The organism is Acinetobacter sp. CS-2, assembly GCF_016599715.1.
Taxonomy (GTDB): domain Bacteria; phylum Pseudomonadota; class Gammaproteobacteria; order Pseudomonadales; family Moraxellaceae; genus Acinetobacter.
Genome location: NZ_CP067019.1, coordinates 2,837,723 through 2,856,423 on the forward strand (window position 1 = coordinate 2,837,723; position 18,701 = coordinate 2,856,423).

Genomic DNA, 18,701 nt, shown 5'->3' on the forward strand with positions numbered 1-18,701 from the left:
TCTTTGGAAAGGACATACTGATTTCCCCCTTATCTCCTTGAGAAGTGTCGGCTCATCCTTGAGGGAAGAATCCTTTTACCAGTCAGGACATCATGCTTTCTGTTAAAAACCGCTTCACCCACGGCATGACAATTTCACGGGTTAAAGGTGCTAATGGGGTAGTTTGAGCCTCCAGATCGACCCACTTCATTTCGGCAATTTCTGCGGCAATTTTCGGTGCGTGATCTAAAGTCACATAATACAAATAACTCACCAGCTGATGATCCGGCTCGTTGGCAGTGGCAGTTTCAAAACGACCGATGAATTGCTCAATCGAGGCCCGACAGCCTATTTCTTCCTGAATTTCACGCAGCATTGTGATTTCGGGTGGCTCATGGGGTTCAAGCTTGCCACCCACCTGCATAAAGCAGGACGTGTTACGTTTACGCACCACTAACAGTTGCTGTTGATCATTTAAAATAATGGCCGCCGCCACAGTAATGATATTCATGCATGTTTCACCAAAATTTCTTGATCAGCCATACCCCATTTCGGTTGTGGCGCTCGAAAAGCATCAAATTGTTGCAAAATCTCTTCAATGGAATCCGAAGCAATCATACTGTCTGCAAAACGTGGCTGGGTAAAACCTTTTACTGTGGTTAACTGAATAAATTTCAGCAAATCATCGTAAAATCCGGCCACATTTAAAAATGCACAGGGCTTTAAATGAATACCGAGCTGTGACCAGGTCCATTGCTCAAAAATCTCTTCCAGTGTACCTGCACCACCTGGCAAGGCAATAAAGGCATCAGAAAGTTCCGACATCCTGGTTTTACGTTCATGCATATTGGCCACCACATGCAATTCGGTTAAATGCGGATGAGCCAGCTCATGATCCACCAACACCCTTGGGATTACCCCAATGACTTTGCCGCCTGCCTGTAAAGCACTATCAGCTACCATACCCATCAAGCCAGAACGGCCACCGCCATAGACCAGCGTTTTACCTTGCCGGGCAAGGGTTTGTCCCACTTTTTGTGCGGTATCTAAAAAAATCGAATCGGTACCTAAAGCTGAGCCACAAAAAATTGCGATCGATTTCGTCATTGTTTCAGCCTGTTTTGCAGATGTCATATTAATAAAGTAAATTTTCAGGAGATTTTTTAATAAAAAAGCGATTGAATCAGTGTTTTTATTCAATTCCTTGTCTAAAATACACCCATCAATTCACCTATACTGCGCAGGGAAAAGACAGCATGCTTGAAGCCTTTTACGCCACAGAGCGCGGTAGTTTGGAAGATGCCACCATCAATGGTGGTTTTGATCTCCACCCGGATTTAGTGTGGATCGATCTCATTGCCCCATCACAAGAAGAACAACAATGGGTCTTAGATGCTTATGAGCAAAATTTACCGACGCTAAAATCCTTGGAGGATATTTCTTCATCAGCACGATTTTACCGTGATGATGATGGTATTTTACATATCAGCACCTACTTTTTGACGAAAAATAAAAATTTTCAGGTCGATGGCGAAACCGATGACAACTCGAGCATTTTGGCAACCGTGCAAACGGTAGCCTTTATTTTGCATAAACAACACCTGTTTACCCTGCGCGGTGAAAAACTGGTAGCCTTTCGCGCTTTCCGTGCCCGTGCCCGCCGCAATGACTATGAGATTGACTATAAAGACCCGACCTGGGTCTTGCTTGGTTTGCTGGAAGCCAAACTGGATGAACTTGCGGATATCCTGGAAGATATCCACAAGGATCTGGAAAAGTACTCTACCGAAGTGCTCAACAACCGCCATCGTGAACAGATTCTCGATCTGGATGACATGATTACCCGTCTGGCACAATTGGAAGACATACTTGGAAAAGCACAATTGTGTTTAATCGATTTGCGCCGTGTCCTGACTTTCCTGTCCCGTCCACGTGCGTTGGGCAGTCATATTTATGATGCCGATATTCGGGAACTGAGCGAAGATGTTCGATCTCTGGTCGAACATGATGCCTTCCTGTTCCAGAAGGTTCGGTTCTTGCTGGATACCACCTCGGGATTCATTAACACCGAACAGAACGATACCATCCGTCGCTTCTCGATCTTGCCAAGTATGCTTGCGCCGCCAATGCTGGTTGCCAGTGTTTATGGCATGAATACCGATGTACTGCCCTTTGCACGAGGAACCACCAGCTTCATTATGGTCAGCATTATTTTAGCGGCTTTCTTTATTGGACCGCTGGCCTATTTCCGCTGGAAGAAATGGATTTGATGGGTTTATATTCTCCCTCCTTTTAGGAGGGAGTTAGAGGGAGGTCTTCTTGTAAAGTCCATTGAATTTGATCGCTCACCAATACTGCTTTACTCGTCATCATCTAGCTACAGGAAGAAATCTAGAATTCTAATTTTATCCCCTCTCTCTAACTCTCTCCCTGAGGGAGAGAGGACTGCTCAATATTCATCTCTTACAAGCTCAGCTCAATAAAAAAGCACCTTCCGGTGCTTTTTTATTGGTTTAGCCAATCAGCTGCAGATCATCTTGCAAATGACAGGCCTGAATGATTTTCATCATTTTCTCAGGGACTGCTTTAAATTGCAGACCCTGAGCTTTCGGGGTCTGACGCAACCAGCGCACCAGTACTGCCAGTGCCAGCGTACTGCCCTGTTCCAGCTCTGCCAGATTGACCACCACCGGAAACTGATGCTGCGATTGAATCAGTTTCAAACCTTGCTGGTAATAGTCCTCTGCATTGGCGTAATCTATTTTGCCGGAAACCTGCAATTCCTGATGAATGAATTGAATCACTGAACACCCTTCCCGGTTATTTTTTATTTACAGATGCATCTGGTTGGAAGTTCGCAATAGCTTTATCGATATTGCCACCATTACGTTTTACCGTTGCAGCAAACTGATTACGGAACTGTAAACCTAAATCAATACCAGCCACATTGATATTACGCACTTTCCATTGATTGCCTTTATCCACCAACTGGAAAGATACCGGAGTTTTTTCACCTTTGTTGTTGAAATCAATCGTGACCACAGGATTTTTGCTATTGGTTTCTTTATATGGACGCAGGCTATAAGTCTGGTTGGTATATTTAGCAAACGCTGTACCATAATTTTCGATTAAAGTTTCACGAAAATTGTGTTCAAACTTGGCACGCTGAGCAGCCGTACTATACTGATTGGTCGCATAAGTTCCCATCACCAGACGGGTAAAGGCTTGTGAATCAATATAAGGGTCAAGGTTTTGACGCACAATTGCTTTCACTGCAGCAGGATTGTTTTGCAATTTTGCCTGATCCGCTTTTAAACGGCTAATCAGACCATCCGCCACTTTTTTTACAAAAGCTGGTGGCGTTTCAGCTGGTTGTGCAAAAGCAGTACTCGCCATCATTGTTGATAAAACACTGGCTGTAAGCGTGTGTTTAACTAAAGTATTCACTAAAATCTCCTCTCCAAATTATTCAACAAATGAAGTTTGCGCATCTTCTGTTGATTCAGTTGATGTTTTTTCTTCCGCCGCTTTCGCTGATGACTTGTCCGCACCGCCAGTAATGAACTTGCTGATCAGATCTTCAAGATCCATGGTGCCTTGGGTATTGGCAATGCTTTCACCACGTTTGATATAGTTCAGGCCACCACCTGGTACCACTTTCAAATATTTTTCACCCAATAAGCCATTGGTGGCCACCATAATATAAGCATCTTCATCAATACTGGTGATGGAGTTCATGTTAACAACAAGTTGCTTTTCCATTTCTTTTTGTTTCGCAGGATCCGCTTCGCTGTATTCTGTGCTATAGCGCAATTCTTCCAAAGCATTGGCTTGAACCTTTTTCAGCTGTTCTTTGTTGAAAGACGTTAACTTGCCATCCAGCTCGAAATACACCGTTGCCAAACGCGATACCGGATCAAGGGTAATATCGGTAACACGACCAATGGTGACACCACTCATGGTCACTTTGGCACGCGGTTTCAGACCGTTCACATTGTCAAAACTCGCAGTCATGTTATAGCTGTCACGCAGGTTGGTTCCCATCAGGCCACTGACTTTCATGGCCAGGAAAAATAACGCAATACCGGTAAGAATGACAAAAATACCTACGGCCAGCTCACTTGCACGTGATTTCATTAAACACCTCCAAACATGACCGCAGTCAACACAAAATCAGAACCCAAAACACACAATGAGGAATACACTACTGTTCGCGTAGTTGATGTTGCAATCCCTTCTGAAGTTGGCACACAGGCATAACCCTGATAGACCGCAATCCAGGTACAAAGCAATGCAAAAACCAGGCTTTTAATAATGGTGCCATTGAAAATATCTTTATAGAACTGCACGCTATTTTGCATGCCACTCCAGAAAGAACCTTCATCTACCCCTAAAAAATCGACGCCGACCATTTTACCGCCCATGATGCCGATGGCACCAAAAATAATCGATAACATCGGCAGACTGACAATACCGGCCCATAAACGCGGGGAAACAATACGCTTTAGCGGATCGACCCCAATCATTTCCATACTGGCCAGCTGCTCTGTAGCTTTCATCAGGCCAATTTCAGCCGTTAAAGCTGAACCGGCACGCCCTGCAAACAGCAATGCCGCCACTACAGGAGCCAGCTCTCTTAATAAGGTTAAAGACACCATGGTGCCCAGCATGGCTTCTGAGCCGATATTGACCAAAATGGAATAGCCTTGTAAGCCCAGTACCAAACCAATAAATAAACCCGATACGGCAATAATCAATAAAGACATCACACCAATACGGTACATTTGGTAAATAAACAGCTTAACCCCGAGCCAGGTCGGCATGGAAAACAGGATTTGCAGCAACATCTGGGTTGCCACCCCTATCCCCTGAACGCGTTCAATAACGCGTCTACCTAATGAGGCAATAGCATTCATGAACGCACCTCATCACTTAAATAAGCCGTATGGCTAAACTGATAATCGACAGGACCTTCAGCAGCACCGGTTAAGAACTGACGAACAAATGCCGATTCATGCTGCATTAATTCAGCCGGCGTGCCTTCACCCTGAATAATCCCTTCCGCGATAATATAGATGTAATCGGCAATAGATAGGGTTTCTCCCACATCGTGCGACACAATAATCGTGGTTAAATCCAGTGCTTCACGCAAGGTACGAATTAAACGGGCGAGGACCCCTTTTACAATCGGATCTTGGCCGGCAAAAGGTTCATCGTACATGATCAGCTCCGGATCCAGTGCAATGGCGCGAGCCAAGGCCACACGACGGTTCATCCCGCCTGACAGCTCTGAAGGCATCAGCTTTTCAGTACCCCGCAAGCCTACCGCTTCCAGTTTGAGTGCCACCAGCTCGGCAATCAGATGTTCCGAAAGTTGCGTATGTGCACGTAACGGAAAAGCCACGTTTTCATAGACGCTCATATCGGTAAACAGTGCACCGCTTTGGAATAGCATACCCATACGTGCACGTGCAGCAAATAATTCCTGACGTGACATATCTGCAATACTTTTGCCGTCCAAGAGAATTTCACCGTGCTCAGGCGTCAACTGACCACCAATCAGACGCAGCAAAGTGGTTTTTCCCGTACCTGAAGGCCCCATAATCGCGGTAATCTGGCCACGCCGAATTTTTAAACTGACATTATCGAAAATGACACGTTTCCCTCGTTTAAAACTCAAATCATGGACTTCAATCCAAGATTGAGCTTGCTGAGGTATTTGATTATTCATAGCTGAGGGTTTTCCTGCATTTTTTCAGCATGCATACTATAAAGGATTCGGGTTTAAAATGTTACCTTTAGGTAAAAAGCAACCGATTTACCATAATTTTTTAATTATTTAATTGTGGTGCAATTATTTTAACAAACAGGATACTGTGTTACAGAAAGCTATTATAGATATAGTATGCAATATTGATGAGTAATAAAATTAAACCAATATAAGGCATAATCACCTCTTGATTAAAATTCCAAACATAATAATTAGATTCATTATTCATATTTAACAGAATCAAGACAAACTATGATCCAGTATACATTTCTACTCAACAAGATCAAAGATTAATCCCATAAAAAAACCGGTGTTTCCACCGGTTTTTTACTACCCAAATCTAACGTTATTAGTCGTTAAATTTGCGACGTGGGCGATCTTCACCAAAACTGCGTTTAGGACGATCTTCACTGAAAGAACGCTTAGGACGATCATCAGCAAACGAACGTTGTGGACGATCACCAAAGCTACGTTGTGGACGGTCACCATTGAATTCGCGACGTGGACGATCACCTGCTGGTTTATAGTCTACGCGGTTACCACGGTTGTCATCGTTAGAACGAGGACGGTCGCCAAAACCACCTTCACGACGTGGAGCTGGACGATCACCGAAATCACGCTTCGGACGGTCATCAAAAGAACGTTGTGGACGGTCGCCAAAACCACCTTCACGACGTGGACGATCTTCACCGCCAAAGCTACGTTGTGGACGGTCGCCATTATATTCGCGACGTGGACGATCTTCACCGCCAAAGCTGCGTTGTGGACGATCACCAAAACCACCTTCACGGCGTGGACGGTCGCTATTGAATTCACGACGTGGACGATCTTCTCCACCGAATGCTGGACGTTCGCCACGTGGTTTGTCATCGTAGCTGCGACGTGGACGATCATCACCGCCTTCACGACGTTTGAAGTTACTTTCGCCTTCAAAACGTGCACGACCACCGCCATCACGACCGCCAAAACCGCCACGACCACGACCACCGCCATCACGACCGCTACGACCACGACCGCCGCCATCACGACTACCGCGTGCAGGAGGTGGAGATGGCTCAAGACCTTCAATTTCAGAAACGTTTAAACGCGCTTCCAGGAAGTCTTCTAAAGCACGGATCTTGCCGCGTTCACGGTAAGTTGCAAGTGTAATTGCTTTACCAGTACGACCGGCACGACCAGTACGACCAATACGGTGTACATAGTCTTCGTTCTTCATTGGAAGACCGAAGTTAATTACGTGAGAAATGGTTGGTACATCAAGACCACGCGCAGCAACGTCAGTTGCAACCAGGATCTTAGCACGGCCTTCACGGATGCTGCGTAAACGACGGTTACGAACAGTTTGTGGCATAGCACCATGAAGTGCTACAACTGATAAACCTGCTTCAGCAAGTTCTTCAGCCAACATATCTGTGTCTTCTTGAGTAGAAGCAAATACTACTGCTTGATCAACGTCTTCTTCGTTCAACCAGTGAGTAAGCAGTTTTTTCTTATGTTCGAAACCGTCAGTCCAATGCAAAGTCTGAGTAATATCAGTATTTGTAGAGTGACCAGTTTCAATCGAAATACGCATCGGATCATTCATCATGCGTTCTGCAAGTGTAATGATACGTGGTGCAAAAGTCGCAGAGAACATAAGTGTTTGCTTACGGTTTGCAGCCAAATCACCAATGGCTTCTAGATCTTCAGAGAACCCAAGATCCAGCATACGGTCAGCTTCATCAACAATTAATGAATCAACTTTGTCGAGTTTAATTTGACGACGGTTAACCAAGTCAAGTAAACGACCTGGAGTCGCTACAACAACCTGTGCGCCTTTTAACTGCTGGATTTGTTTACCAAAAGGCATACCACCCATGATTGCAGCTACACGTACGCCTTTCATATGGCGAACCAAGGCAATCGCATCCTGACATACTTGCTGTGCAAGCTCACGAGTCGGAGAAATTACCAAAATAGATGGTTGAGTAATTGCTTTCATACGTTCTTTAAACGGTACGAAAGTATCTTGATTTGCAAGTGCATTCAAAGTTGGAAGCAAGAATGCAGCTGTTTTACCAGAACCGGTTTGGCTTGATACTAAAAGGTCTTTACCTTCAAGCGCAGCAGGAATCGCTTGTTCTTGTACAGGAGTTGGCGTAGTAAAGCCTAAACCTTCAAGAGCCTGTGTTAATGACTCATCGAGGGAAAAATCAGCAAAAGTTTTGCTCATAGAGAGTATTCACCCTGAAATGGGTGCTCCATTTAATAAATTACAATATGGACATCGGCAAAAAGCGGCACAGCAATTAGAGCTGAAAAAATAAGGATTCAGCAGCGATCCGAATAACGACGATGTGGATATAACGCACGCATGATTACGGCCGCAAACCTGAAGGAATCGCTTAAGCGATTGGGGCGCGAAGGATATGTCCTCTCTATGGACAGCACGCGCATACAATGATTAGAAGATAATGTTCAGGTAAAGAACGGAAATTTAAGTGCGTGGCGGCATAATAACAGAACCATTTAAAAAAGTAATCATTTTTTTCGATCAAATGATGCATACATACTGTTTTTTTCAGTAACAGTCTATTTTACAACTTAATTTTGTTTAATTTTTAAACAGGTAATATTGTAACGCTTTATCTGGATAAAAATGCGGGCAAATAGACGCTATCCGGCATTTTCATTGAATCAGGAATTTAATCCAGAAATAAAAAAAGCCCTCGCAAGGAGAGCTTTTTTGTCATGTCACTCGATTCAATCGATCTTACTTCGCTGCGTCACCCCAAGCCGGAACAACAGCTTGCATTAAAGGCTTAAGCATTTTCATAGAGCAAGCAAGTACTTGACCATTTTCCATAGAATCGGCACCACCACGTGCATCCACTACAGTACCACCCGCTTCTTTCACGATGAGCTCGCCTGCAGCGATATCCCACGGTTTCAGACCCAGTTCAAAATAACCATCCAAACGGCCTGCAGCAACATAAGCCAAATCTAATGCAGCAGAACCTGCACGACGGTATTGTGCACCCGCTTCAGTCACGTTCAATAATGACTCAAAATGGTTTTTTGCATAAGAGATCACTTCACCGTTACGTTTAGCACGGTAAGCATGACCTACGGCAAGGAAAGTATTTTGCAGGCTGTCTTTGACATTTACGCGAATACGGCGTTGATTCAACATGGCACCGCGACCACGACTGGCAGAGAATAACTCATCTTTTACAGGGTCATAAATCACGCCGTGTTGAGTCACACCTTTGTGCTGAACAGCAATAGAAATACAGAAATGCGGGAAACCGTTAATGAAGTTTAAAGTTCCATCAAGCGGGTCGATCACCCAGCACCATTCGGCGTCGTGACCTTTACCTTCTTGCAGACCAAACTCTTCACCAAGGAAGCTGTGGTTTTTATAGCTTTTACGTAGCGTATCGATAGTCAATTGTTCCAAATAACGGTCTACACGCGTTACCGGACCATCAATCCCTTTTTCTTCGACTTGTAGATCGAGTTTATGACGATTTTGATGCGCTTTTAAAAGCTCTTGACCAACTAATTGAGCCGCACGCGCAGCCATCACCACCATAGGTTCCATTGAACACCCACTACAAATTTGAAGATATTGATAAAGAATAATGCATAAAAGCCCTCACATTTTAACAAATACGAGGGCTTTTAGGGAAAAAATGTTTCTAAAATTTTTTAAATTGATCAGGACACCGACTGCACAAGCTTTGACCAGGCCAATTCAACTGATTTTTCAATTCCTTTGGCATCCAGCCCGGCTTGTTGCAACATCTGTGCATGTGAAGCCTGGTGCATGAAGATGTCTGCCAGCCCCAAATTCAAGATTGGTTTTACAATTTGTGCCTGCGCCAAATACTCGTTTACCGCACTGCCTGCGCCTGCCATCACGGCATGTTCTTCAACAGTGACAAATAGACTGGTTGTCGCAGCAAGCTGTTCAATAATCTGCTCATCCAGCGGTTTAACGAAGCGCATATTCACCACACGCACCCCCACCTCATGACTAGCGGCGAGTGTTTGTGCTGCTTCTACCGCGACACTGACACGGCTACCGAATGCCAGAATGCTGATCTGCTCTTCTTGAAATTCATTAAAACTGGCCACAATTTCTGCTTTACCAATCTCCAAAGCCGTCATTTGTTGCTGAATTTCAACCCCTACACCATTGCCACGCGGGTAACGTACCGCCGCTGGACCATTGTATAAATAAGCGGTATGCAGCATCTGACGACATTCATTTTCATCTTTAGGCGCCATAATGACCATATTAGGTACAGTACGCATAAAGGCATAGTCATAAGCACCGGCATGGGTTGGGCCATCTTCACCCACCAGCCCGGCACGGTCGATGCCAAAAGTGACATCCAGATTTTGCAAGGCCACATCATGAATCAGCTGATCATAACCGCGTTGCAGAAAAGTCGAATAAATCGCTACCACCGGTTTTAAGCCCTCACAGGCCATCCCTGCCGCCAAGGTCACGGCATGCTGTTCGGCAATCGCCACATCAAAAAAGCGTTCCGGGAACTGTTTGGCAAACTGCACCATGCCCGAACCTTCACACATAGCCGGCGTAATCGCCAGCAAACGCTGATCTTGGGTAGCTTCATCACAGAGCCATTGTCCAAACACATCGGAATATTTCGGTGCTGCATTGCTTGAAGATACAGTATTTAATTTACTGATGGCATGGTATTTAATCTGATCGGCTTCCGCAGGCGCAAATCCTTTACCCTTTTTGGTATAGACATGAATTAAACGCGGACCTTTACGTTTTTTTAGGGCATTAAATACCTGTACCAATTGATTGACATCATGGCCGTCAAATGGGCCAAAATAGTCAAAACCAATGGCTTTAAACAGATTATCTGCAGCTTCAGTGGCAGCACAGTGCAAACGAGAATTGTAAGTCCATTCCGGATGCGGCTGGATATATGCATCACCCTCATCAGTAACATTCACCGATTCGCCACGTTCCCAGATAGCTGCCAAATGTTTGGCAAATCCACCGGTACTGCACGAAATAGACATGTCATTGTCATTCAGTACCACGATTAAATCTGCATCATGTGCAACGGCATCATTCATGGCTTCAAAGGCCATACCGGCCGTCATGGCACCATCTCCAATGATCGACACCACTTCACACGGATCGTTCTGATAACGGCGTGCCAGTGCCATGCCCAATCCCGCAGAAATAGCTGTTGAAGAATGTCCCACGCCAAAAGTATCGAATATCGATTCTTCACGTGCAGGAAAAGCAGCCAAACCGTCTTTGGCACGAATGGTGGTCAACTGTTCACGGCGACCAGTCAAAGCTTTATGCGGATAGGCCTGATGACCCACATCCCAGATCAGACGGTCATGCGGCGTATTAAAACAATAGTGCAAAGCCACAGTGAGTTCGATCACTCCCAGGTTAGCACCAAAGTGTCCACCGCTTTGTCCTGCTGCATACAAAATGTACTGACGTAACTCATCTGCCACTTGTTCTAGTTGGCTGCGCTCGAGCAATCGTAATTGTTGCGGATGATCAATCGCATTCAGCAACGGAGTTACAGGTCGGTGAGTCGGTATTTCTGTATACAACATAAATGGCGAAGCCTTCTAAAGCCTGGCAAATCCTAAGCTAGGTCAATGGGTTTATTCGAGCATAATGATCGAATTGTATCACCTTTAAATCAGCCACATTTCTAGCGATGCAGTTTAGAGGCAAATCTCTACACTGGGTGTTTGTTCATGAGCGAGATTATCCTGAATAATCTTACTATTTATCAACCATTATCGTTCGCTTTATACAAAAAAGAAAATCTTCTGCATAAATTCATCTTTACAATTCAACTAATGTCCAATCATTCAGCTATACTTTAGCTAATTAATAAACTATTTAACGAGTTAAGCAGTGCCCATAGAATTTGTCGCGACTTCAAGATTACCAACCGCTTTTGGTGAATTTAAAATCACGGTATTTCAAGATCCTAAAACGGGTGAAGAACATGTAGCACTGTCTAAAGGTCTGGATATGCCGCCTGTCGGACCGGTATTGGTGAGAATACATTCTGAGTGTTTAACCGGTGATGCCTTTGCTTCACTGAAATGCGATTGCGGCCCGCAACTGCAAGCCACCCAGAAACTGATTAATGAAGTCGGTCAAGGCGTGATTCTGTATTTACGTCAGGAAGGTCGCGGTATTGGACTAACCAACAAGATTCGTGCCTATGCCCTGCAAGATCAGGGACACGATACGGTTGATGCCAACTTGATGCTGAACTTGCCCGCGGATGCACGACACTATGACATGTGTACCATCATGCTGGACCATTTACAGGTCAAGCAGGTTAAACTGATTACCAATAACCCTTCAAAGATTCAGGCACTACAAGAACTGGGCATTGATGTGGTTGACCGTGTGCCGCTCACTGTCGGTTTAAATCCTTTTAATGCCGAGTATTTAAAAACCAAACATGAACGCATGGCGCATATGTATAAGAAAGGCGATTTTTAAATCCCACTTATTTTATAAATCTCCCCGACTTTATACAAATCCACCCCAACCCTCCTTTGCTAAAGGAGGGAGTTGTCTTTTTTAAAAGGGAAGTTTGTAGGGATTTAAATCGTCATCGAAAAAATTCGATTCTCCGGAACGCGGCGTTTTAGGCGTAAATCAAAGGCCATACAGATATTACGCACAAAAGGCTTGCCTTGCTCAGTCACAGTAATGCCCTGCTCATCAATCTGTAACAACTGATCCTGCTGCATTTCTGCAAGTTGCCGCAAAACCTCGGGCAATTCAGGAAATTGCATCTCTTTTGATGCCCAAGATGTAGTAAAAGTACACATCAAGTTCAAGATATGTTTACGGATCATCAGGTCTTCTGTACTCAGCACATGGCCTTTGACCACCGGAATTTCATTTTGCTCCAGACGTGCATAGTAGTCTTCCAGTTTTTTTTCATTTTGCGCAAAGCTGTACCAGCTGTCGCTAATCGAAGAAATCCCCAAGCCAATCATCACTTGGGTTTTGGATGCGGTATAGCCCATAAAATTACGATGTAAAGTCCCCTGTTTAAAGGACTGGCACATACTGTCTTTTTCTAGAGCAAAATGATCCATACCAATTTCATGATAACCTTGCGCCAGTAGCTTATTTTTTCCTTCTTCATAGCACTGGCGTTTTATTTCATCTTTCGGTACATCAGCATCTTTAAAGCCACGCTGACCATTGCCCTTAATCCAGGGCACATGGGCATAGCTATAAAACGCCAAACGGTCCGGCCTTAACCGATTGGTTTGATCAATGGTATTCAGCACATCTTGCAAACTCTGAAAAGGTAGACCAAAAACCAGATCATGTGAAATGGACGTATAACCAATTTCACGTGCCCACTCCGTTACACGCTGTACATGTTCAAAAGGCTGCATCCGGTGGATGGCTTTTTGCACCGTTTCATTGTAGTCCTGAACTCCGTAACTGACCCGACGAAAGCCCAGATCATATAAGGCTTGCAGATGTTCACGGGTGGTATTGTTAGGATGCCCTTCAAAACTGAATTCATGCTCGGCAGCCACCTCTGCCTTTGCCAAGATGCCCTGAATTAACTGTTGTAAATGCTCAACCGAAAAGAAGGTCGGTGTGCCGCCGCCCAAATGAATTTCTTTAATTTTCGGCTTTGTTACCAGCAACTGGCAATACAAGTCCCATTCTTTCAGCACGGCCTGAATATAAGGCTGTTCCATCTCATGCTTTTTCGTGACACGTTTATGGCAGCCGCAAAAGGTACACAGGCTTTCACAAAATGGCAGATGGATATACAGACTGATGCCTTCACTTGAGTTGGATTCATCAAAGGAACGTTTTAAGCTCTGCTTCCACAGATCAAGCGAAAATGGCTCGGCTTCCCAATACGGCACCGTTGGATAACTGGTATAACGGGGTCCGGGTACATTATATTTTTGAATTAAAGAACGCGTCATCGTTGCTATCCACTCTCTACTGCAACAGCCGGTTATACTTATAACCGAACCCATATTTTGCATCACATATTCAACTCATTTTGCTGGGCTTGCTTATAGAATTCAACCTAGTGATCTAGTCGGGATATTTTTCAGCGATCACTTTGAATCAAAGTCTCAATAAAATGGATGGTATCTATTTCAATAAAAAACATGCTGCATAAAAATCCTTACTCTTTTATACAATTTATGCTTTGATGTATCTCAGTTTTCTTTTCCGCTATGAGGGCTTTGATGCAGCATCCTACATCTGCCGATATTCAACGCGTTCGCGAATTCCTGCTTGATCTGCAAAGCCGTATTTGCTCGGCACTTGAACAACAAGAACAACAAGGAGGCGGCACAGCTCAATTCGAAATTGATGACTGGCAGCGCCCTGAAGGCGGTGGCGGCCGTTCACGGGTCTTGCAAAAGGGCAGCGTCATTGAAAAAGGCGGAGTCATGTTCTCTCACATCAACATTGCTAAACTCCCCGCTTCTGCCACAGAACGCCATCCCCAAATTGCCGGTGCTAAAGCCCAGGCTATGGGTGTGTCTTTAGTGATTCATCCGAAGAATCCCAATGTGCCAACTTCACATGCCAACGTGCGCCTGTTTGTGGCCGAAAAAGAAGGTCAGGATCCAGTGTGGTGGTTTGGTGGCGGTTTCGACTTAACACCATTTTATCCAAATAATGAAGATGTCTTGGCGTGGCATCAAACTGCGCATGAGCTATGTGCACCATTTGGTGATACGGTGTATGCGGAACACAAAAAATGGTGTGATGATTATTTCTATTTAAAACATCGCGACGAACAGCGTGGTATTGGCGGCTTATTTTTTGATGATTTAAATCAGTGGGATTTTGAAACCTGCTTTCAATACATTCAAGCCGTCGGCAATGGTTATCTGGAAGCGATTGTTCCCATCTTTCAACGCAATCAGGATAAACCGTATAGCGAAGCACAGCGCGATTTCCAGCTTTACCGTCGTGGCCGTTATGTCGAATATAACCTGGTCTATGACCGGGGGACTTTGTTTGGTCTGCAAACCGGTGGTCGAATTGAATCGATTTTGGTCAGTATGCCCCCATTGGCAGCCTGGTCGTATCGTCCAGAATGGGAGGAAAATTCGCCTGAAAAATGCTTAACCGACTATTATCTCAAACCGCATGACTGGTTGACCGAACTTAAAAAATAATAAAGTTTTTATCCCTTTTTCACTACAGAAAAAGGGATTTTTCACTGAAATAACTTTTGAAAAAATCGACACTTAAAATATTTAAATAATTAAAATCAATATTTTAATTTAATTAAGATAATTAACCAGGCTATTAATGCAAGAAAAACCGACATATTTCCTTACAGCACTAGACACGAGTGTGTCACAAAAATCGTTTAGACTGGATCATGATATTCATGACCTATACTGATTTAATCAGCATGGATAAATACAAAAAAGTAGGCTTGAAGGAGAAACGATGCTCAACACAATGTTAAATAATAAGGTGATTTTATTTTGGTGTATTTTAACCCTGATCGTGTGTTCTATCACCATTACCTTGCTTTCACATAACACCCTTGCAGACAGCGTGTCGATTAGCTTTACCGTATTTGCAGGTTTTGCCCTATTTTTTACTGCAGCCATGTGGCTGGAAGATACCATTCGCGAAATTTGTAATCCTTAACAGGATTTAACTTTACCGCTTTAACGATTTCCCCCATTCTTCCTTCTTTGTCATTTTTCCTTTCCGTAGTGGCTTTAGCCTGCGGGAAAAATCACGTATATTGAATGCCATTTCCGCACACGGACCTTGTGAAATGAGCAAACAATTTGCCGTGATTGGCAATCCAATCGAACAATCACGTTCTCCAGAACTGCATCATGCTTTTGCTAAAAAAACTGGCATTAACCTGAGCTATAGCAAACGCCTTGCCCCACTGGATGGCTTTGCAGCCAATATCGAGGAGTTTTTTGCTCAGGGCGGTATGGGCATGAATGTGACCGTGCCCTTCAAAGAGCAAGCTTTTGCAGCCTGTGCCGTATTAACCGAACGTGCCAAAATTGCCAAGGCAGTCAATACCCTATGGATGCAGGATGGCAAGCTGTATGGCGACAATACTGATGGTCAAGGTCTGGTCGATGCCATCAAGGCCCTAGAGTGGAATTTAACCGATGCCGAAATTCTGATTATAGGTGCGGGCGGTGCAACCCGTGGTGTCATCTACCCCTTGGTACAGGCGGGTGCGAAAAAAATTGTCATCGCTAACCGGACTTTAGCCCGTGCAGAACAACTGGTTACCGATTTAAGACCTGCTGTGCCGCAAGCCACCCTTGAAGCCACTTCTTTAAATGATCTGGCTGGTCATTTTGAGATTGTCATTAATGCAACTTCGGCAAGTTTAACCGGTGATGCCTTGGTTTTACCTGAAGCTTTACAATTTGAGTATGCCTACGAAATGGCCTATGGCAAGCCATCCAGCTTTTTAGATCAAGCCAAAACCCGCGGTGTTCCGACCTCGGAAGGTTATGGCATGCTGGTTGGACAGGCGATTGAAGCTTTTTATATCTGGAACGGCATTAAACCTGAATTAAAAGACTTTCTTTAACTAACATTCATCAAAAGAACCTCAGGATGATCTGAGGTTCTTTTGAACCATCTTCCTGTTTATTTTACATATTTCTGCATATTTTCATACACTTCCATATATATTTCATAATTAATAACTTCAGCATGTTGAAGGGTCAGGTCTTGAATCGTTTTCTGACTTAATTTTCCATGCTTGCTGTCGATATAGCTTTGCCCCAAAATCTGCGCAGTTTCTTTGAGCACACGCGAGTCGGCGGCATTGTCCGGATATTCCTCCCGATATGCTTTCAGGTATTGCTGGGCAAAAATATGCTGTGGCTGCTTATACTGCTTCGCGGCTTGGTGCCAAGCTGCAGCGACCTTACCTTCGCCTACAGCACGCTCAGTTAAGGTATTAACATGGCTGCCTATAGCCCGGTTGAATTGGCTGTCATCCTCAAGATGATGTTTTTTCTGTAAGGCCTTAATGCGCTCAAGTTCTTTGCCTTTAGGATCATAATACTGTTCATCGCTAAACCAGTAGGCATACACCTCTGCCATTTCTTGCAAGGTTTGCGGACTAAGGTTTTTCACCCACTCACTTTGCTCTGCAGCCATATCGAGCAAAAATAAGGTTTGGTAGGTTTGACTGAACGACTGGGCTTGCTGATAGGTTTTATCGGCCAACAGATTCAACTCATCCTCATAGCTTAAGGTGGGTGCTTCGGCTTTAGTTCCTTCCATCACAGCAGCTGGCTGCTCCAGAGTTCGCCCTACATCTTTCACCCATTTTTCTAAAATTGAACCTTTGCTCACCTCTTGAATCGACTTGGCATCGCGCAATGCAGCACGGTCAATTTTGCTGGCTTGCCCATAATTAAATACACGCATATCGGCCTGTACATCAATTTTACCGTACTTTTCAGTAAGGAATTGCACAGCATAATCGACCTGTGCCGCACGTCCCTGAGCATCTAAACCGACATCTATTTGTATCGGGGTCTTTTTAGCTGGCGAACTTGCCGCCAGAACCTGACGAATTTCAGGCTGGTGCGTTGCCCACAGCTCAGCAAAATGCGCTGCATCTATAAACTGTTCAGAAACATACGGTGCAAAGACCAAGGCTAATTTTTCGTGTACCGAACGGTCCTTCGCTTCAACCGAAGCCGTGATCTGTACCGGTTCAACACGCTTAAAAGCATCTAATTCATAGGCAGAAACGCAGTAGGTTAAATCACCGACTTGGGCTGTTTTTGGCGTAGCAATTATACGCTGGCAGTCGTCTACTGTAAGAGTAATAGTTTCATCAGCAGTGTCTTGTTCTGTCGGGCTTTCATCATCCGTTTCTGTTTCTAGCGCTACATCCTCTTCGTCTACCAGTGAATCGGCTGAACCATAAAGTTTGTCGCTGACCAGTTCACGCAAAGCAAGTGTTGCACTGTAGGCTGTGCCGTCTTGAGCCACAGCATCAGCTTTACCTGCTTGCACAGGTGAAGCAGTATCTTCTACAGCCTGGGTTACAGCCTCTCCCTCCTGCTTTTCACTCCCGGCATCGCTCACTTTAGTAGCTGTGGTATAGCCCAGCACGGAGCGCTTTAAATACGGCTCATTCACCTGTTCAAATAGGGCCATTTGCAACATCAGTTCTTCCAAGGTGCTGCTAAAACGTATTTTTTCAATCAACTGACCGTTCTTCTCTGCAACGCTCAGTGGCAGGCTTTTGATTTGTCTAGCATCAGCCAAAATATATGGCAAGGCATTTACCGCTTTTAAATAATCAGCCAACTTCGCTACATTTACCCGTTCAAAATCAGCTTTATATTTCGAGAAATCAATATAGGCAAAGCTGTTTTGACTGTCTTTATTCACCAAATACGGCATCAAAGAAAAATAATTGGTATAAAATTTATATTCTTTAAAATTGACCACCATCGGTACTTTCATTTGCACCAGCAAGGTCGGCTTTTCATAACGGGCTGCCAAGTTTAAAGCAGCGGTCTTTTCTCGATAATGCACAGAACCATCATATTCAAATTGCGTATTATTGAGTAAATTCAATGCAAAAATATTGAATGAACTCAGCTTGTCCTCTGAAGCAAAACTGTCCGCATGCCCTTGCTGCTGTTTCGCCATAGCGGCATACAGGTTTTGTTTTTCAGTGCTGTTTAAACGGATATTTTGCGCTTTTAAATATTGATCTAAACGTTTTTTCAATGCCGGTTCAAATGCTATCGCCGGATTGACTTGTTGCTGTGCTTTTTGACGTCCTATGTCCGGACTAGACTGTACACTGAGCTTGCCCCGAAAATCATAACTGGATGTTTCAAACATCGCATTTAGACCATGAATCGCTCTTTGCTCTACAGTTGCCACCTG

At 44.3% G+C, this 18,701-nt stretch carries 17 protein-coding genes; 5 read left to right on the top strand and 12 right to left on the bottom strand.

Annotation, left to right across the window (positions count from 1 at the left end; genetic code table 11):
- Nucleotides 1–82: 82 nt before the first annotated feature.
- Both JFY49_RS13975 and JFY49_RS13980 read right to left on the bottom strand, forming a co-directional pair.
- Nucleotides 83–490, bottom strand: a complete 408-nt coding sequence (locus JFY49_RS13975) for an NUDIX hydrolase (RefSeq protein WP_180080504.1) — start codon at nt 488–490, stop codon at nt 83–85.
- The gene (locus tag JFY49_RS13980) at nt 487–1,086 is read right to left on the bottom strand and encodes a TIGR00730 family Rossman fold protein (RefSeq protein WP_200223236.1); all 600 of its coding nucleotides are present in this window, start codon (nt 1,084–1,086) and stop codon (nt 487–489) included. The genes JFY49_RS13975 and JFY49_RS13980 overlap by 4 nt, the downstream gene beginning before the upstream one ends.
- A gap of 149 nt (nt 1,087–1,235) precedes the next feature.
- On the opposite strand from JFY49_RS13980, the gene JFY49_RS13985 reads away from it, so the two are divergent.
- Entirely contained in the window at nt 1,236–2,249 is a 1,014-nt protein-coding gene (locus tag JFY49_RS13985; protein WP_086195789.1) for a CorA family divalent cation transporter, read from the top strand.
- Between the two features lie 243 nt (nt 2,250–2,492).
- Here JFY49_RS13985 and JFY49_RS13990 read toward each other — a convergent pair whose 3' ends face one another.
- The 8 genes from JFY49_RS13990 to dxs all read right to left on the bottom strand — a co-directional run bounded on the left by JFY49_RS13990 (nt 2,493) and on the right by dxs (nt 11,356).
- Complete coding sequence (locus tag JFY49_RS13990) at nt 2,493–2,783, bottom strand: lipid asymmetry maintenance protein MlaB (protein ID WP_086195790.1); 291 nt, start codon at nt 2,781–2,783, stop codon at nt 2,493–2,495.
- Nucleotides 2,784–2,799: 16 nt separating this feature from the next.
- Complete coding sequence (locus JFY49_RS13995) at nt 2,800–3,426, bottom strand: phospholipid-binding protein MlaC (RefSeq protein WP_200223237.1); 627 nt, start codon at nt 3,424–3,426, stop codon at nt 2,800–2,802.
- An 18-nt stretch (nt 3,427–3,444) separates the two neighbouring features.
- A complete protein-coding gene (locus tag JFY49_RS14000) occupies nt 3,445–4,116 on the bottom strand; it encodes an outer membrane lipid asymmetry maintenance protein MlaD (protein WP_200223238.1) in 672 nt (223 codons plus the stop codon).
- A complete protein-coding gene (gene mlaE / locus JFY49_RS14005; protein WP_166168689.1) occupies nt 4,116–4,895 on the bottom strand; it encodes a lipid asymmetry maintenance ABC transporter permease subunit MlaE in 780 nt (259 codons plus the stop codon). The genes JFY49_RS14000 and mlaE overlap by 1 nt, the downstream gene beginning before the upstream one ends.
- Nucleotides 4,892–5,710: an ABC transporter ATP-binding protein gene (locus JFY49_RS14010; RefSeq protein ID WP_086195794.1), complete on the bottom strand. Its 819-nt coding sequence runs from the start codon at nt 5,708–5,710 to the stop codon at nt 4,892–4,894. The genes mlaE and JFY49_RS14010 overlap by 4 nt, the downstream gene beginning before the upstream one ends.
- A gap of 388 nt (nt 5,711–6,098) precedes the next feature.
- Complete coding sequence (locus tag JFY49_RS14015) at nt 6,099–7,961, bottom strand: DEAD/DEAH box helicase (protein ID WP_180042132.1); 1,863 nt, start codon at nt 7,959–7,961, stop codon at nt 6,099–6,101.
- A gap of 540 nt (nt 7,962–8,501) precedes the next feature.
- Nucleotides 8,502–9,332, bottom strand: coding sequence for an inositol monophosphatase family protein (locus JFY49_RS14020; RefSeq protein WP_166168685.1), 831 nt, complete (start codon nt 9,330–9,332; stop codon nt 8,502–8,504).
- A gap of 116 nt (nt 9,333–9,448) precedes the next feature.
- The gene (gene dxs / locus JFY49_RS14025; protein ID WP_180080510.1) at nt 9,449–11,356 is read right to left on the bottom strand and encodes a 1-deoxy-D-xylulose-5-phosphate synthase; all 1,908 of its coding nucleotides are present in this window, start codon (nt 11,354–11,356) and stop codon (nt 9,449–9,451) included.
- A gap of 310 nt (nt 11,357–11,666) precedes the next feature.
- Between dxs and ribA the strand changes: the two genes are divergently transcribed.
- The gene (gene ribA, locus JFY49_RS14030; protein ID WP_166168681.1) at nt 11,667–12,269 is read left to right on the top strand and encodes a GTP cyclohydrolase II; all 603 of its coding nucleotides are present in this window, start codon (nt 11,667–11,669) and stop codon (nt 12,267–12,269) included.
- Between the two features lie 104 nt (nt 12,270–12,373).
- On the opposite strand, the gene hemN is transcribed toward ribA, so the two are convergent.
- The gene (gene hemN, locus JFY49_RS14035) at nt 12,374–13,738 is read right to left on the bottom strand and encodes an oxygen-independent coproporphyrinogen III oxidase (RefSeq protein WP_166168679.1); all 1,365 of its coding nucleotides are present in this window, start codon (nt 13,736–13,738) and stop codon (nt 12,374–12,376) included.
- 273 nt (nt 13,739–14,011) lie between these two features.
- On the opposite strand from hemN, the gene hemF reads away from it, so the two are divergent.
- The 3 genes from hemF to aroE all read left to right on the top strand — a co-directional run bounded on the left by hemF (nt 14,012) and on the right by aroE (nt 16,365).
- Nucleotides 14,012–14,956, top strand: coding sequence for an oxygen-dependent coproporphyrinogen oxidase (gene hemF, locus JFY49_RS14040; protein ID WP_086195800.1), 945 nt, complete (start codon nt 14,012–14,014; stop codon nt 14,954–14,956).
- 280 nt (nt 14,957–15,236) lie between these two features.
- Entirely contained in the window at nt 15,237–15,443 is a 207-nt protein-coding gene (locus JFY49_RS14045; protein ID WP_086195801.1) for a hypothetical protein, read from the top strand.
- Nucleotides 15,444–15,576: 133 nt separating this feature from the next.
- The gene (gene aroE / locus JFY49_RS14050) at nt 15,577–16,365 is read left to right on the top strand and encodes a shikimate dehydrogenase (protein ID WP_200223239.1); all 789 of its coding nucleotides are present in this window, start codon (nt 15,577–15,579) and stop codon (nt 16,363–16,365) included.
- 59 nt (nt 16,366–16,424) lie between these two features.
- On the opposite strand, the gene JFY49_RS14055 is transcribed toward aroE, so the two are convergent.
- Nucleotides 16,425–18,698: a hypothetical protein gene (locus JFY49_RS14055; RefSeq protein WP_200223240.1), complete on the bottom strand. Its 2,274-nt coding sequence runs from the start codon at nt 18,696–18,698 to the stop codon at nt 16,425–16,427.
- Between the last annotated feature and the right edge of the window lie 3 nt (nt 18,699–18,701).

Bases quoted from the DNA above. Each gene is read 5' to 3' on its own strand.
- JFY49_RS14015 (WP_180042132.1), bottom strand. From the start codon at position 7,961: ATGAGCAAAACTTTTGCTGATTTTTCCCTCGATGAGTCATTAACACAG.
- mlaE (WP_166168689.1), bottom strand. From the start codon at position 4,895: ATGAATGCTATTGCCTCATTAGGTAGACGCGTTATTGAACGCGTTCAG.
- dxs (WP_180080510.1), bottom strand. From the start codon at position 11,356: ATGTTGTATACAGAAATACCGACTCACCGACCTGTAACTCCGTTGCTG.
- JFY49_RS14045 (WP_086195801.1), top strand. From the start codon at position 15,237: ATGCTCAACACAATGTTAAATAATAAGGTGATTTTATTTTGGTGTATT.
- JFY49_RS13985 (WP_086195789.1), top strand. From the start codon at position 1,236: ATGCTTGAAGCCTTTTACGCCACAGAGCGCGGTAGTTTGGAAGATGCC.
- JFY49_RS13980 (WP_200223236.1), bottom strand. From the start codon at position 1,086: ATGACGAAATCGATCGCAATTTTTTGTGGCTCAGCTTTAGGTACCGAT.
- hemN (WP_166168679.1), bottom strand. From the start codon at position 13,738: ATGACGCGTTCTTTAATTCAAAAATATAATGTACCCGGACCCCGTTAT.
- JFY49_RS13975 (WP_180080504.1), bottom strand. From the start codon at position 490: ATGAATATCATTACTGTGGCGGCGGCCATTATTTTAAATGATCAACAG.
- JFY49_RS14000 (WP_200223238.1), bottom strand. From the start codon at position 4,116: ATGAAATCACGTGCAAGTGAGCTGGCCGTAGGTATTTTTGTCATTCTT.
- JFY49_RS14010 (WP_086195794.1), bottom strand. From the start codon at position 5,710: ATGAATAATCAAATACCTCAGCAAGCTCAATCTTGGATTGAAGTCCAT.
- hemF (WP_086195800.1), top strand. From the start codon at position 14,012: ATGCAGCATCCTACATCTGCCGATATTCAACGCGTTCGCGAATTCCTG.
- JFY49_RS14020 (WP_166168685.1), bottom strand. From the start codon at position 9,332: ATGGAACCTATGGTGGTGATGGCTGCGCGTGCGGCTCAATTAGTTGGT.
- aroE (WP_200223239.1), top strand. From the start codon at position 15,577: ATGAGCAAACAATTTGCCGTGATTGGCAATCCAATCGAACAATCACGT.